A 15,394-nucleotide genomic window follows, 5' to 3' on the forward strand; every position below is an offset into this window, starting at 1 on the left:
TATACCACAAAATAAATAGCCGCTTGGGGTTGTCGATTCCAGTTTTCATTCGACTTGGTAGATAGAAGCGCATCACACGGCGCTGTCACTCTACTGCCACTGGGCGAAAGGAAACGGAATGTCCGGACACAAGCCAATCACTCAACGACCTCCGTCACTGACCCGCATCGTGCGCCGCACGTTGCTCGGCATCGCGTTGGGCGCACCGCTGACCTCGGTCATGAACGCTGCGCCCGCCTGGGGGCAGACGGCCGCGACCCGTCAGTTCGATATCCCTTCCGGCACGGTCAACGCCGCGCTGGCGCAGTTCGCGACTGCGGCGCAAATCAATGTGTCTTTCGATCCAGCCCAGGCACAAGGACAACGCTCGCCGGGTCTGCATGGCGTCCACACCGTGGACTCAGGCCTGCGCCAGTTGTTGTCCGGGAGCAAATTGCAAGCCGTGCTGCTGAGCAACGGCAGCTACTCGCTGATCCCTGTCATCGACGCAACGCTGCAATTGGACCCCACGAACATCACCGGCAGATCGGCTGACTCAGCTGCCAGCCCGGTGGAGGGTTACGTGGCCATTCGTAGCAGCGCAGGTACCAAGACCGATACACCTATCATCGAGATCCCGCAGTCGATCTCGGTAGTGACCCGTCAGCAAATGCAGGCTCAAGGCGTGCAGACCGTCACCGAAGCGTTGCGTTACGTGCCTGGCGTCAAAGTGGAAGCCTACGGCCTGGACCCCAAAGGTTTTGACTGGTTGTATATCCGCGGCTTCAACGGCCAGGCAAGCAGTGACTATCTCAACGGGCTGCGTCAGCAGAACAACAGCTACGCGTTTTTCCGCAGCGAACCCTATTCTCTGGAGCGCATAGACGTCGTACGAGGCCCGGTCTCCAGCCTGTTCGGTCAAGGGGACGCGGGTGGCATCGCCAACCGTGTGAGCAAGAGACCCGAGGCCAACCACGTCAACGAAGTGCAGTTGACCGGTGGCAACCATGATCGCCTGCAAGGCCAGTTCGATGTGGGCGGTGTGCTCAGCGACGACCAACATCTGATCTACCGTATGATTGGCCTCGCCCGCGAAGCCGATACCCAGGTGGATTATGCGGATGGCCACGCGCTGACGGACGACCGCTTGTACATAGCGCCGTCTCTGACCTGGGCGCCGGACGAAGACACCAGCCTGACCATGCTCAGCGACTTCATGCGCGATTCGAACGGCGGCTCGCTATTCGCCTACAGCACGCCGAGCGGTCATACCACCAACACGCTGATGGGCGATCACAGCTTCAACCATCTGGACCAGGAGCAATTCAGTCTGGGCTACGAATTCCGCCATTGGCTGAGCGATACTTGGGAGTTTCGCCAGAACGCCCGCTACGGACAGGTCGACTTGATCTTCCAGAACTTGCTACCGGCCGCTGTCGACACCACCACAGGCAATGTGACACGGATCGCCGACCGCTTCGATCAGCACCTGAACACGTTCAACCTCGACAACCAATTGCAAGCCGATTTTACCACCGGCCCACTGAGCCACACCCTTCTGATGGGCGTCGACTACACCTGGCAAGACGCCGATATCTCGCGCTGGCGCACCCGAGCGCCAAGCCTGAACCTGACTGCGCCACAGTATGGCCTGGCGATCGCTCGTCCCAGCGCGGGCAACAGTCTGAGCTCGATCGATTACGACCAGACCATCGAACAGGCGGGCGGTTACATTCAGGATCAGATCAAGTTCGACGATCGCTGGATTCTCACGGCCGGCGGGCGCTATGACTATGTTCGCAACGACCTGGACAACCATGTAGGTGCCTCATCGAACCAGAAGGACACTGCCTTTACCGGACGCCTGGGTTTGACCTATCTCACGGAGTTTGGTCTGGCGCCCTACGTCAGCTACGCCGAATCGTTCACGCCCAATACCGGCACCGACCGCAGCGGTAGTGCGTTCGACCCCAGCACGGCGCATCAATGGGAAGTGGGTGTGAAATACCAACTCAGCGATGCCATCCTGATGACCCTGTCTGCTTATGACCTGACCAAGACCAATGTGCTGACCACTGAAATCATTGGTGGTGTGAACACCGGCTTCACCGTTGCGTCGGGCGAGCAGCAATCGCGCGGCATCGAAGCCGAGATCAAGGCGCAGCTGGATCAGCACTGGGACCTGATTGCGTCCTACACCTACACCCACGCTGAAATCACCAGGAGCAATCGTGGCGACGAAGGCAACCGGCCAGCCAACGTGCCCAAGCACATGGCGTCCACCTGGTTGAACTACACGTTCGACGACAGCCCGCTCAAGGGGCTGAGCCTGGGTGGCGGTGTCCGGTACACCGGCGTGCTGTATGGTGACAACGGCAATACCTATCACATCGACAACTACACCCTGTTCGATGCCGGCGCCAGCTATCCGATCAACAAACACGTGACTGTCTCGGTCAACGCGCAAAACCTGTTGAATACCGAGTATGTGGCCACCTGTGACGACTCCTACGAGTGCTACCCTGGCATGCGACGCACGTTGCTGACCAGCGTCAAGTACGTGTGGTGATCGCCGAATTCGATCCGTTCATGCCCGTCTTCTTCAAGGTGCCAAAACGAAAAAACCCGCCATAAGGCGGGTTTTTTGGTGATGTCAGAGTGGGTAGGAACCCTCTCTGGCATCTAGTTTGGCTCCACGACCTGGACTCGAACCAGGGACCCAATGATTAACAGTCATTTGCTCTACCAACTGAGCTATCGCGGAATCTGCTGCGTATGTTACTGATTGCTAAGGGGAAGTCAAGCCTCCCCCAGGCAAAAAGGCTACAGCACCTGAACGATGGCCTTGATCACGCCATCGATGTTGCGCTGGTTCAGCGCGGCCACGCAGATACGTCCGGTGTCCAGTGCGTAGATGCCGAACTCGTTGCGCAGGCGAGCGACCTGCTCGGCGCTCAGCCCCGAATAGGAGAACATGCCGGCCTGACGGGCGACGAAACCGAAATCGCGGTTCGCACCCTGGGCCGCCAGCCCCTCGACCATTTGCAGACGCATGCCGCGAATGCGCTGGCGCATCTCGCCCAGCTCGTCCTCCCACATGGCGCGCAGTTCCGGGCTGTTCAACACGTTGGCCACGATCATTGCGCCATGGGTCGGCGGGTTGGAGTAGTTGGTACGAATGACGCGTTTGATCTGCGACAACACGCGAGAGGTCTCGTCGCTCGACTGGGTGACGATCGACAATGCGCCGACACGCTCGCCATACAGCGAGAACGATTTGGAGAACGAGCTGGAAACGAAGAAGCTCAAACCCGACTCGGCGAACAGGCGCACGGCGGCGGCGTCTTCATGGATGCCTTCGCCAAAACCCTGGTAGGCCATGTCCAGAAACGGCACGTGGCCCTTGCGCTTGACCACGTCCAGCACGTTGACCCAGTCGGATGCACTGAGGTCGACGCCGGTCGGGTTGTGGCAGCAGGCATGCAGCACGACGATGGAACCGGCGGGCAGGGCGTCGAGGTCTTCGAGCATGCCTGAACGGTTCACGTCGTTGCTGGTCGCATCATAGTAGCGATAGTTCTGCACGCTGAAACCGGCGGTCTCGAACAGGGCACGATGGTTTTCCCAGCTTGGGTCACTGATCGCGACCACGGCGTCAGGCGACAATTGCTTGAGGAAGTCGGCACCGATCTTCAGGGCGCCGGTGCCACCGACGGCCTGTGTGGTCACCACGCGACCTGCCGCCAGCAGCGGGGACTGGGCACCGAAGATCAGGGTCTGTACAGCCTTGTCGTAGGCGGCGATACCGTCGATGGGCAGATAGCCACGTGCGGCGTGCTGTGCAACGCGCTGGGTTTCGGCTTCGATGACCGCGCGCAGCAGGGGAATTCGCCCCTCTTCGTTGCAGTACACGCCAACGCCCAGATTCACCTTGTCGGTGCGGGTGTCGGCGTTGAATGCTTCGTTGAGGCCCAGGATAGGATCGCGGGGTGCCAATTCGACAGCGGAAAACAGGCTCATTTTTACCGTAGCTCTGATCGGGAGTGAAGAGGATGCACGCTTCATCCATGCGGCACGAAGCGATGCACGAGTGGGGAGTCAGTATAAAGACGCTTGGCCCATGGAGCGACAGGTTGCACTTGGTTTTACCGATTTTTGCCGATTATTTTTCGACCATTGGTCCTGTGCTTGCCGAAGGTCTTGGGCCATGCCCTTGAAACTTGCCGCAACAGGTGCCAATTAGGGTTAAGTACTGTCTATAAATACAGTCGGAAAAGTCCGGCTGTAGCGACTCATGAGGTGTGGCATGTCCGAGTTTCAACTGGTTACCCGTTTCGAGCCGGCTGGCGACCAGCCGGAAGCCATTCGCCTGATGGTGGAGGGTATCGAAGCGGGCCTGGCGCACCAGACCTTGCTGGGGGTAACCGGGTCGGGCAAGACGTTCAGCATCGCTAACGTGATCGCGCAGGTTCAACGCCCAACGCTGGTGCTAGCGCCGAACAAGACCTTGGCCGCTCAGCTGTACGGCGAGTTCAAGGCGTTCTTCCCGAATAATGCGGTCGAATACTTCGTCTCCTACTACGACTACTACCAGCCCGAGGCCTACGTGCCATCGTCGGACACCTTCATCGAGAAGGACTCCTCGATCAACGACCACATCGAACAGATGCGCCTGTCCGCGACCAAGGCACTACTCGAACGCAAGGACGCCATCATCGTCACTACGGTGTCCTGCATCTACGGTCTGGGCAGTCCCGAAACCTATCTGAAAATGGTCCTGCACGTCGACCGCGGCGACAAGCTCGACCAGCGCGCGCTGCTGCGCCGGCTGGCCGACCTGCAATACACACGCAACGAGATCGACTTCGCCCGCGCCACCTTCCGCGTGCGCGGCGACGTGATCGATGTATTTCCCGCCGAGTCCGATCTGGAAGCCATCCGTATCGAGCTGTTCGACGATGAGGTCGAGAACATCGCCGCGTTCGATCCGCTGACTGGCGAGGTCACGCGCAAGTTGCCACGGTTCACCTTCTACCCCAAGAGCCACTACGTCACCCCACGGGAAACCCTGCTGGGCGCCGTGGAAGGCATCAAGGAAGAACTCAAGGACCGCCTGGACTACTTCCGCGACAAGAACAAACTCGTCGAAGCCCAGCGGCTTGAACAGCGTACGCGCTTCGATCTGGAAATGATCCTGGAGCTGGGTTACTGCAACGGCATCGAAAACTATTCCCGCTACCTGTCCGGACGTCCCGCCGGCGCAGCGCCGCCCACCCTCTATGACTACCTGCCCCCTGACGCCTTGCTGGTGATCGACGAGTCCCACGTCAGCGTTCCCCAGGTGGGCGCCATGTACAAGGGCGACCGCTCGCGAAAGGAAACCCTGGTCGAGTACGGTTTCCGCCTGCCCTCGGCGCTGGACAACCGACCCATGCGTTTCGACGAATGGGAAGGGGTGAGCCCCCAGACCATTTTCGTCTCGGCCACCCCCGGCAACTATGAGGCCGAGCATGCCGGGAGAATCATCGAGCAGGTGGTACGGCCGACCGGTCTGGTCGATCCCCAGGTCGAGGTGCGGCCCGCATTGACCCAGGTCGACGATTTGCTGTCGGAGATTCGCAAGCGGGTGGCCAACGACGACCGCATACTGGTCACCGTACTCACCAAGCGCATGGCCGAGGACCTTACCGATTACCTCGCCGACCACGACGTGCGCGTGCGCTACCTGCACTCGGACATCGATACCGTGGAGCGAGTGGAGATCATCCGCGACCTGCGTCTGGGCGCCTACGACGTGATCGTGGGGATCAACCTGCTCCGCGAAGGCTTGGACATGCCCGAGGTTTCGCTGGTGGCCATCCTCGATGCCGACAAGGAAGGGTTCCTGCGTTCGGATCGCTCGCTGATCCAGACCATCGGCCGTGCCGCGCGAAACCTCAATGGCCGGGCCATCCTCTATGCCGATCGCATGACCGGCTCGATGGAGCGCGCCATCGGTGAGACGGAACGTCGTCGCGAGAAGCAGATCGCCTTCAACGAAGCCAACGGCATCGTGCCCAAGGGCGTGGTCAAGGACGTCGCCGATATCATGGAAGGCGCCACCGTGCCTGGGTCGCGCAGCAAGAAGCGCAAGGGCATGGCCAAGGCCGCCGAGGAAAATGCGCGCTACGAAAACGAGCTGCGTTCGCCCAGCGAAATCACCAAGCGCATCAAGCAACTGGAAGAGAAGATGTACCAATTGGCCCGCGACCTGGAATTCGAAGCCGCCGCGCAGATGCGCGACGAAATCGGCAAACTGCGCGAGCGCTTGCTCAAGGTCTGACGCCGAACCGCGAACACCACACCAGAGCCCACCCGCAACCACCCGACCTGTGGGAGCGGGGCGGGCGGCGAGCCCTCTGCCCGCGAAGGCCACGCCACCGTCCCACAGCCGAACGCCCATACCCCCCGCCACACGATTCTGGAGCCTGCCCCCCAAGCCCTGCTAACATCGGCGTTTCGATTCAACCTGCTCGAGACCCTCAATGACCGTTCGTACGCGTATCGCCCCATCGCCCACCGGCGACCCCCATGTCGGCACGGCCTACATCGCCCTGTTCAACTATTGCTTTGCCAAACAGCATGGCGGCGAGTTCATCCTGCGCATCGAAGACACCGACCAGTTGCGCTCGACCCGCGAATCCGAGCAGCAGATCTTCGACGCCCTGCGCTGGCTCGGCATCGAGTGGAGTGAAGGCCCCGACGTAGGCGGCCCACATGGTCCGTACCGGCAGAGCGAGCGGGGCGACATCTACAAGCAATATGCCCAGCAACTGGTCGACATGGGCCACGCATTCCCGTGCTTCTGCACCGCCGAAGAACTCGACCAGATGCGCGCCGAACAGACCGCCCGTGGCGAAACCCCTCGTTACGACGGCCGCGCCCTGTTGCTGTCGGCCGAGGAAGTCCAGCGCCGCCTGGCCGCCGGCGAACCCCACGTCATCCGCATGAAGGTTCCGACCGAAGGAGTCTGCGTGGTTCCCGACATGCTGCGTGGCGATGTAGAAATCCCATGGGACCGCATGGACATGCAGGTCCTGATGAAGACCGACGGCCTGCCTACCTACTTCCTGGCCAACGTGGTCGACGACCACCTGATGGGCATCACCCACGTGCTGCGCGGCGAAGAATGGCTGCCGTCGGCGCCCAAGCTGATGAAGCTCTACGAATACTTCGGCTGGGAACAACCGGCGCTGTGCTACATGCCGCTGCTGCGCAATCCGGACAAGAGCAAACTGTCCAAGCGCAAAAACCCGACCTCGGTGACCTTCTACGAGCGCATGGGCTTCATGCCCGAAGCCATGCTCAACTACCTGGGCCGCATGGGCTGGTCGATGCCGGACGAGCGCGAGAAGTTCTCCCTCGCCGAAATGGTCGAGCACTTCGATCTCTCCCGCGTTTCCCTGGGCGGTCCGATCTTCGATATCGAGAAGCTCTCGTGGCTCAACGGCCAGTGGTTGCGCGAGCTGCCGGTACAGGAGTTCGCCGCACGAGTGCAGCAGTGGGCGTTCAATCCTGACTACATGATGAAGATCGCCCCCCATGTGCAGGGCAGGGTAGAGACCTTCAGTCAGATCGTTCCGCTGGGTGGCTTCTTCTTCGCCGGCGGCCTGCAGCTGGATCCCCGCCTGTTCGAAAGCAAGAAGCTTTCTGCCGACCAGGTGCGGCAACTGATGCAGTTGATCCTCTGGAAGCTGGAAAGCCTGCGCCAGTGGGACAAGGAGCGCATCACTGTAACCATTCAGGCGGTGGTCGAGTCGCTCGGCCTGAAGCTGCGTGACGCCATGCCTCTGATGTTTGCCGCGATCACCGGGCAAGCCAGTTCGGTGTCGGTCCTGGACGCCATGGAAATCCTCGGCCCCGACCTGACCCGCTTCCGCCTGCGCCAGGCTCTCGATCTGCTCGGCGGTGTTTCCAAGAAAGAAAACAAGGAATGGGAAAAGCTCCTGGCCGCAATCGCCTGACCCCCGACGCGGCTCGCGCCGCTGCTACAGAAGACCGCGGGCCAGGGTGCATCCGGTGCACCACCATCCCTGTAGCAGCGGCGCAAGCCGTGTCCGAACGCGCCGCGTTCCGCCAGGCACACCCCATGCGCGCCGATGCACCACCAACCTGTAGCAGCGGCGCAAGCCGCGTCCGAATGCGCCGCGTTCCGCCAGGCACACCCCATGCGTGCCGATGCACCACCAACCTGTAGCAGCGGCGCAAGCCGCGTCGCTCTTCGCCCAAACCCAGCAAAACCGGTAAGTCCCTGTAATCGCGATAAAAAACTTCGAAATAATTCTGAAAATAAGTTTGACACCCTGGCGAGGTCGTCTTAATATGCGCCCCGTCCACACAGCAACACACTGTTTGGGGCTATAGCTCAGCTGGGAGAGCGCTTGCATGGCATGCAAGAGGTCAACGGTTCGATCCCGTTTAGCTCCACCAAATTCCAGGCTTGATGTCGCAGGTTGACAACGAGTCGATCAGTTCCAGACTGATCTTGGTAGAAGGTATGTCCCCTTCGTCTAGTGGCCTAGGACACCGCCCTTTCACGGCGGTAACAGGGGTTCGAGTCCCCTAGGGGACGCCAGTTGTACAGAAATATCGAGTGAAGTCGGTATTCCGCCGCAGGGCGATAAATTCGGGGCTATAGCTCAGCTGGGAGAGCGCTTGCATGGCATGCAAGAGGTCAACGGTTCGATCCCGTTTAGCTCCACCAATTTGCCAGAGTCCGCAATAGCGGGCTCGACTGAAGGTTTTGCGTCCCCTTCGTCTAGTGGCCTAGGACACCGCCCTTTCACGGCGGTAACAGGGGTTCGAGTCCCCTAGGGGACGCCACGATTACCCGCTCTGCGGGACTTATAAGGCTCATTCGATTATTGAATGAGCCTTTTGTTTTTCTGCCCTCGCCATATCCGCCTGTTCCTAATTCTCCAGGAGCGCCCATGAACTGGGATCGGCCCGCCCCCTTCGTCATAGCCCTGACAGTCCAGCCCGACGACATCGACGGCCTCGGACACGCCAACAACGCCGTCTACGTCACCTGGCTCGAACGTTGTGCCTGGCAGCATTCGCAGCATCTGGGTCTGGATCTTGCGACCTATCGACAGCTCGATCGCGCCATGGCCGTGGTCCGTCATGAAATCGACTATCTCGCGAGCGCCCACGAAGGCGATGAGCTGGAATTGGGCACTTGGATCCTCGACTGGGACCGACGTCTGAAGATGACGCGCCATTTCCAATTGCGGCGTCTCCGTGACGGCGCAGTTGTGCTCAGGGCTCGTACCACCTTCGTCTGCATCGAGCTGTCCAGCGGCAAGCCCAAACGCATGCCGGCCGAGTTTCTGGATGGGTATGGTCAAGCCATAGTCCTCCAATCCTAGGCTCTGTGTGAAAAGCCTTGATACTCGGTGATGCTGCGTTGAAATCAGCCTCGGAATGCTCATTTACAACCTGTAAACACCGCTTCCTCGGCTGTTTTCGCCTTGCCTGACCTTCGTCTCAAGACTTTTCACACAGACCCTAGAGAGCCCGCCCGTGCGCGGGCTTTCTGCTAGAATCCGCTCCCTTTCACGCCCCTGTCCGAGAAACACCTCATGCAATTAGCCTTGGCGCCCATGGAAGGCTTGGTCGACGATATCCTGCGCGACGTCCTGACCCAGGTCGGTGGCATCGACTGGTGCGTTACCGAATTCATTCGCGTCAACGAACGCGTGCTCACTGCGGCCTACTACCACAAGTTCGGACCTGAGCTGTTGGCCGGCGCCAAGACCCGAGCCGGCGTGCCGTTGCGTGTGCAGTTGCTGGGTTCGGATCCGGTGGCGCTCGCCGACAACGCCGCGTTCGCCTGTACTCTCGGTGCGCCAGTGATCGATCTGAATTTCGGCTGCCCGGCCAAGACGGTGAACAAGTCGCGTGGCGGGGCAGTGCTGCTCAAGGAGCCGGAACTGCTCCATCGCATCCTGCGTGAAGTGCGCGCGACGGTGCCTGCGCACATTCCCGTGACGGCCAAGATGCGCCTGGGTTTCGACACCCCCGACAGCGCCATCGAGTGCGCCACGGCACTGGCCGAAGGGGGCGCCGAGGTCCTGGTGGTGCATGCGCGGACCAAGGTCGACGGTTACAAGCCGCCAGCCCATTGGGAATGGGTCGCCAAGGTCCAGGACGTGGTGAAGGTGCCGGTCTATGCCAATGGCGACATCTGGACGGTCGCCGACTGGCAGCGCTGCCGTGAGGTCAGTGGCGCCAGGGACTTCATGCTCGGTCGTGGGCTGGTGTCCAAGCCCGACCTGGCGCGGCAGATCGCTGCGGCCCATCAGGGCATCGAGCTGCCCGACATGACCTGGGCCGAGCTGCTGCCGCTGATCCGCGAATTCTGGCGCCAGGCCCGTGCGCAGCTCACACCACGACAGGCACCGGGCCGGCTGAAGCAGTGGCTGTCCATGCTGACCCGCACCTACCCCGAGGCGACCGAGCTGTTCACCCTTGTGCGCCGCGAACAGGATTGTGACGCGGTCGAACGCCTGCTGCAGCCGGGCTAGCGAGTCAGCAGGTCACAAGAAAGATCGTCGCACTGCACAAGAAAATTTTCCTGGAAGCTCTTGAAAGCGTTTGGCTGGTCCCTATCTATGGGTTACGCGATGCCGAATTCGGGTCGCGGAGACAATCACTCGCTGAGATTCAGGAGAAACACATGGCTACTGCATTTTCCCTTGCTCCACTGTTCCGCCACTCCGTGGGCTTCGACCGTTTCAACGATCTGTTCGAGTCTGCCGCACGCAACGAGTCGGCCAGCAGCTACCCACCCTACAACGTCGAAAAGCACGCCGATGATCAGTACCGGATCGTCATCGCCGCTGCAGGCTTCCAGGAAGAAGACCTGGAACTGCAAGTCGAGAAGGGCGTTCTGACCGTCAGTGGTGGCAAGCGCGAGGCCGAGACCACCGGCGTGACCTACCTGCACCAAGGCATCGCCCAGCGCGCGTTCAAGCTGTCGTTCCGCCTCGCCGACCATATCGAGGTCAAGGCCGCGGCGTTGAACAACGGTTTGCTCAACATCGACCTGCTGCGTGTCGTGCCTGAAGAGGCCAAGGCCAAGCGCATCCCGATCAACGGATCTGCGCAGACCCGTCTGCAATAACGCTTGAGCTGTGGAAGAAAGGGCGCTTGGTGGAGCGCCCTTTTTTATTGCCCGTGATTTGCCAGGTGTGTCAGGCGTGTCGACGCGGCTCGCTCAGCACCGGCACGCTGCCTGCTGCGGGGAACAGCACCAGATGGTCGGCAGCGACTTGAATGCCGACCTCGGCGCCTGGCAGATAATCCAGGTGACTGGGAAACACGGCCTCGAGCTGGCTGCCGGTGGGCAGCTGCAATCGATACAGGGTTGCCGCACCCTGGAAGCTCTTGCCGACGATGCGCGCCTTGAGTGAGCTGTCGGGCGCATGCACGATGTCATCGGGACGCAGCAGCAGGTCGACGGCGCTGCCAGCAGGCCACGTGTAGGCGCGGTTGCCACGCAGGACGCCCAGCTCGGTGGTCACCGTTTCCGGATCCACCAACTGACCCCGAATGAAATAACCCTGGCCGATGAAGCTCGCCACGAATGGCGAGGCGGGTTCGTGATACAGGTTATACGGCGTATCCCACTGCTCCAGCCGACCCTCCTTGAACACTCCGACGTGGTCGCTGACGGCGAAAGCCTCTTCCTGATCGTGGGTGACCAGGATGGCGCTGGTGCCACGGCGCTTGAGAATGTCGCGCACCTCATGGCTCAGGCGACGGCGCAGCTCGACGTCGAGGTTGGAGAACGGCTCGTCCAGCAACAGCAGTTGCGGCTCCGGTGCCAGAGCCCGGGCAAGCGCGACACGCTGCTGCTGGCCTCCCGACAACTCATGGGGATAGCGCGCGTCCAGCCCGCCAAGGTTGACCAGTTCGAGCATGTCGCCGATCACCTGTGCCTGCCGGGGGTGCTTGCGAATGCCGAAGGCGATGTTCTGGGCCACGGTCAGATGGGGGAACAGTGCATAGTCCTGAAAGACCATGCCAATTCGACGCTTTTCCGGAGCCAGGGTATGGCCGGGCCGGGAAATGACCTCGCCATCGAGGGTGATCTCGCCTTCATGGACCGGCTCGAAGCCGGCGATGGCGCGCAGGGTCGTGGTCTTGCCGCACCCGGAGGAGCCGAGCAGGCAGCCGATGTCGCCCGCGTTGAGGTGCAGGTTGAGGTTCTGCACCACACGCTGAGCGCCATAGCCGCACGCCAGGTTGCGCAGTTCGAGCAGCAATGCGGTGCTCATTCAGGGCGATATCCCGGAGCGACGAGAAATTCCAGCAGCGCTTTCTGCGCATGCAGGCGGTTCTCCGCCTGGTCCCAGGCCACGGCGCGGGGATCGTCGAGCACATCGTGGCTGATCTCCTCGCCACGGTGGGCCGGCAGGCAGTGCATGAACAGCGCATCATCGGCCGCCAGATCGAGCAGTTCGCGGGTCACCTGGAAGGGCTTGAACAGTTTCAAACGCCGTGCGGTTTCCTCTTCCTGGCCCATGGAAGTCCAGACATCGGTGCTCACCAGATGGGCGCCACGCACGGCTTCGCGAGGATCGCGGACCACGCTGACGCGCTCCGGTGCCATGGCCACGAAGCGTGCGTCCGGCTCGAAACCTTCGGGGCAGGCGATGCGCAGCTGGAAATCGAACTGGATGGCCGCTTCTATATAGCTGTGGCACATGTTGTTGCCATCACCGATCCACGCCACGGTCTTGCCCTGGATGGCGCCGCGGTGTTCGAGAAACGTCTGCATGTCGGCCAGCAGCTGGCAGGGGTGCAGGTCATCGGACAGACCGTTGATCACCGGTACGCGCGAATTGGCCGCGAACTCGGTCAGTGTCTGGTGGGCGAAGGTGCGGATCATCACCGCATCGAGCATGCGCGACATGACGATGGCGCAATCGGCGATGGACTCGCCGCGGCCCAGCTGTGTGTCGCGCGGGGACAGGAATATGGCCTGGCCACCGAGCTGGATCATGCCGGCTTCGAAAGACAGGCGGGTGCGCGTCGACGACTTCTCGAAGATCATGCCCAGTACGCGGTTCTTCAAAGGCTCGAACAGCACGCTGCGCTGACGCAGGTCCTTGAGCTCGATGCCTCGACGAATGATGCTGATTAGCTCTTCGGGCGTGCAATCCATAAGGGAGAGAAAGTGCCTTGCGCTCATCATTGACTACCTTTTGCCACGGACCGCAGGTGCTCGAAAACAGGTTTTTCGGAAAAACGAGTGAGACCTGCGGCGAAAGCCGCACGGGGCGACGAAATAAGGGAAGGCGCCATCCTATAAGGAACTGTCGCCTTTTACCAATAGCCGCTGAAGTTTTAACCGGCGCGCACAAGTTTCCAGAGGTTTCCATCGCTGGATGTTTCTGCCGACCATCTGACGTTTCCTAAACATCGTCTGTGAGTTATAAATGCGTATTGAGAAGCACACGGAGTTTGCGGAATGGAATCGAAAGAACAACAACTGCTGGAGCTGCTGGGTCTGACCGCCCGCACCCTGACCCACCTGACGGCGTCCATGACCTCCATGTCGTTCGAGCTGCTGCGCAGTTCCGACGAGGTCACTCGCTCGGCCGGCAAACACATGATCGATCGCATGGCGACCATCAGTACCGGACTGGACGACCACTGGCGACTCATCGGCGAACTGACCGGCGTGCATGTTGCCCAGGAAGAAGTCGAGACGGTGCTGGAAATCCAGATGCAGGCATTGCCTTCTTCTGTGCCGATGAACTGAATCGGTCGACCACCGCAAGCTTTTGTCCCAACGCCCCGCGCTGCAAGAGCCCGAGCGTTGCGCTCGGCTTTCCGTTACAATGCCTCACCGTGCCGACGACAGTGTCGGATAGACAAGCCGAGCGAGGTGCTCCATGGATATTATCGAAACGATCAAAGAGCAGATTGCCAACAACACAATCCTGCTTTACATGAAAGGCTCGCCGAACGCGCCTCAGTGCGGTTTCTCGGCCAAGGCTTCGCAGGCGATCATGGCCTGTGGCGAGAAATTCGCCTACGTCGACATCCTGCAGAACCCTGAAATTCGCGCCAACCTGCCCAAGTACGCCAACTGGCCGACTTTCCCGCAGCTGTGGGTGGCCGGTGAACTGGTAGGCGGCAGTGACATCGTGGCCGAGATGGCTGCCAACGGTGAATTGCAGACCCTGGTCAAGGAAGCTTCGGCCAAGGCCGCTCAGCCAAAAGCCGACGCCTGATCCCGTGAGTGGCCGACATTCAAGTCGGCCAGGAACGAAAAAAGCCCCGCCTGTTCACACAGCGCGGGGCTTTTTCATGGTGCCGCTTCGGCAGCGCAGTGGGATCAGTCTTCTTCGCCCATGCTCGACTGCAGGTAGTTCTCGATTCCAACCTTGTCGATGAGGCTCAGCTGGGTTTCCAGCCAATCGATCTGCTCTTCCTTGCCTTCGAGGATGTCTTCGAGCATTTCACGGCTACCGAAGTCACCGGCAGTCTCGCAGTGGGCGATGGCGCCTTTCAGATCGGCCAGACCCTTGTATTCGATTTTCAGGTCGCAGCCGAGCATTTCGCTGGCGTGTTCACCGATCAGGATCTTGCCCAGTTCCTGAAGGTTGGGAATCCCTTCGAGGAAGAGAATGCGCTTGATCAGCTTGTCGGCGTACTTCATGGCATCGATGGATGCCTTGTACTCGTGTTTGCCCAGCTTGTTCAGACCCCAATCTTCGTACATGCGGGCATGCAGAAAGTATTGGTTGATGGCGACCAGCTCGTTTCCGAGGATTCTGTTGAGATGCTGGATGACGCTGATTTCGCCTTTCATGGTCGGAGAGCCTGCGCGGGAATAGGAGTAATAGCGCGAAGTTTGGCCTCAGGAAGTTGCCATGTCAAACCTAAGTTATTGAATACTATATGAAAATTAATCGGAATAAGAATGACTGAGTTCCGCGTTTGTTGCTAAGTCATTGTATTTCAGACATAAAAAAACCGGGCATGGCCCGGTTTCTCGAATGGGGTTGCTTCAGGCAGGTGTAAATTCCACAGGGTAGGGCAGGGTGGATGCCTGGGCAGTCTGGATTTGCGTCAGCGTATCGCGTACCACTTCCTTGGCAAGGCAGGCACATTTACCGCATTGAGTGGCAACGCCAAGGGTTTCGCGGACATCACGATAGCTGCAGCAGCCTTCGTAGATTGCATCGCGAATCTGACCATCGGTGACACCCTGGCAAAGACAGACATACATACGTAAGAACCGCCGCTGTGTTGGTTTCAGTGCGGACGATCCTAATGTTAATGAGAATGCTTGTCAAAACAACTCGCGACTACGCTTGTGACAAGCGATGAACGGTGCAGGAGTGCCGGCCGTTGCCGG

The 15,394-nt window shown here is 60.2% G+C and carries 13 protein-coding genes and 5 tRNA genes; 12 read left to right on the forward strand and 6 right to left on the reverse strand.

The window, feature by feature from the left end; translation table 11 throughout:
• Positions 1–118: 118 nt before the first annotated feature.
• Positions 119–2,548 carry a TonB-dependent siderophore receptor gene (locus BLV18_RS05460; RefSeq protein ID WP_090356849.1) on the forward strand — a complete coding sequence of 810 codons (2,430 nt, stop codon included), beginning with the start codon at positions 119–121 and terminating at the stop codon, positions 2,546–2,548.
• Positions 2,549–2,667: 119 nt separating this feature from the next.
• Here BLV18_RS05460 and BLV18_RS05465 read toward each other — a convergent pair.
• Positions 2,668–2,743 (reverse strand) — tRNA-Asn (locus BLV18_RS05465).
• Between the two features lie 59 nt (positions 2,744–2,802).
• Positions 2,803–3,999: an amino acid aminotransferase gene (locus BLV18_RS05470; RefSeq protein WP_090356851.1), complete on the reverse strand. Its 1,197-nt coding sequence runs from the start codon at positions 3,997–3,999 to the stop codon at positions 2,803–2,805.
• A 286-nt stretch (positions 4,000–4,285) separates the two neighbouring features.
• Between BLV18_RS05470 and uvrB the strand changes: the two genes are divergently transcribed.
• The 9 genes from uvrB (at position 4,286) to BLV18_RS05515 (ending at position 11,143) form a co-directional block, all read left to right on the forward strand.
• On the forward strand, positions 4,286–6,301 hold the full coding sequence (gene uvrB / locus BLV18_RS05475) for an excinuclease ABC subunit UvrB (protein WP_090356853.1): 2,016 nt from the start codon (positions 4,286–4,288) through the stop codon (positions 6,299–6,301).
• Between the two features lie 202 nt (positions 6,302–6,503).
• On the forward strand, positions 6,504–7,982 hold the full coding sequence (gene gltX, locus BLV18_RS05480; protein WP_090356854.1) for a glutamate--tRNA ligase: 1,479 nt from the start codon (positions 6,504–6,506) through the stop codon (positions 7,980–7,982).
• A 390-nt stretch (positions 7,983–8,372) separates the two neighbouring features.
• Positions 8,373–8,448: transfer RNA gene (locus tag BLV18_RS05485), tRNA-Ala, on the forward strand.
• A 69-nt stretch (positions 8,449–8,517) separates the two neighbouring features.
• A tRNA-Glu gene (locus BLV18_RS05490) sits at positions 8,518–8,593 on the forward strand.
• Positions 8,594–8,646: 53 nt separating this feature from the next.
• A tRNA-Ala gene (locus BLV18_RS05495) sits at positions 8,647–8,722 on the forward strand.
• Positions 8,723–8,765: 43 nt separating this feature from the next.
• Positions 8,766–8,841 (forward strand) — tRNA-Glu (locus BLV18_RS05500).
• Positions 8,842–8,948: 107 nt separating this feature from the next.
• On the forward strand, positions 8,949–9,386 hold the full coding sequence (locus BLV18_RS05505) for an acyl-CoA thioesterase (protein WP_090356856.1): 438 nt from the start codon (positions 8,949–8,951) through the stop codon (positions 9,384–9,386).
• Positions 9,387–9,599: 213 nt separating this feature from the next.
• Positions 9,600–10,544 carry a tRNA dihydrouridine synthase gene (locus BLV18_RS05510; RefSeq protein ID WP_090356858.1) on the forward strand — a complete coding sequence of 315 codons (945 nt, stop codon included), beginning with the start codon at positions 9,600–9,602 and terminating at the stop codon, positions 10,542–10,544.
• Between the two features lie 152 nt (positions 10,545–10,696).
• A complete protein-coding gene (locus BLV18_RS05515; protein ID WP_049861126.1) occupies positions 10,697–11,143 on the forward strand; it encodes an Hsp20 family protein in 447 nt (148 codons plus the stop codon).
• Positions 11,144–11,213: 70 nt separating this feature from the next.
• On the opposite strand, the gene BLV18_RS05520 is transcribed toward BLV18_RS05515, so the two are convergent.
• A complete protein-coding gene (locus tag BLV18_RS05520; protein ID WP_167375912.1) occupies positions 11,214–12,299 on the reverse strand; it encodes an ABC transporter ATP-binding protein in 1,086 nt (361 codons plus the stop codon).
• Positions 12,296–13,216 carry an ornithine carbamoyltransferase gene (gene argF / locus BLV18_RS05525; protein ID WP_056843315.1) on the reverse strand — a complete coding sequence of 307 codons (921 nt, stop codon included), beginning with the start codon at positions 13,214–13,216 and terminating at the stop codon, positions 12,296–12,298. The genes BLV18_RS05520 and argF overlap by 4 nt, the downstream gene beginning before the upstream one ends.
• Before the next feature lie 279 nt (positions 13,217–13,495).
• On the opposite strand from argF, the gene BLV18_RS05530 reads away from it, so the two are divergent.
• Both BLV18_RS05530 and grxD read left to right on the forward strand, forming a co-directional pair.
• Positions 13,496–13,789, forward strand: a complete 294-nt coding sequence (locus BLV18_RS05530) for a PlzR type 4 pili assembly inhibitor (protein WP_049861123.1) — start codon at positions 13,496–13,498, stop codon at positions 13,787–13,789.
• A gap of 133 nt (positions 13,790–13,922) precedes the next feature.
• A complete protein-coding gene (gene grxD / locus BLV18_RS05535) occupies positions 13,923–14,264 on the forward strand; it encodes a Grx4 family monothiol glutaredoxin (RefSeq protein ID WP_049861122.1) in 342 nt (113 codons plus the stop codon).
• A 104-nt stretch (positions 14,265–14,368) separates the two neighbouring features.
• Here grxD and bfr read toward each other — a convergent pair whose 3' ends face one another.
• On the reverse strand, positions 14,369–14,845 hold the full coding sequence (bfr, locus tag BLV18_RS05540) for a bacterioferritin (RefSeq protein ID WP_049861121.1): 477 nt from the start codon (positions 14,843–14,845) through the stop codon (positions 14,369–14,371).
• Between the two features lie 198 nt (positions 14,846–15,043).
• On the reverse strand, positions 15,044–15,265 hold the full coding sequence (locus BLV18_RS05545) for a bacterioferritin-associated ferredoxin (RefSeq protein WP_043187308.1): 222 nt from the start codon (positions 15,263–15,265) through the stop codon (positions 15,044–15,046).
• Between the last annotated feature and the right edge of the window lie 129 nt (positions 15,266–15,394).

The sequence above is a fragment of the Pseudomonas coleopterorum genome (assembly GCF_900105555.1).
In the GTDB taxonomy this organism is placed as follows: Bacteria; Pseudomonadota; Gammaproteobacteria; order Pseudomonadales; family Pseudomonadaceae; genus Aquipseudomonas; species Aquipseudomonas coleopterorum.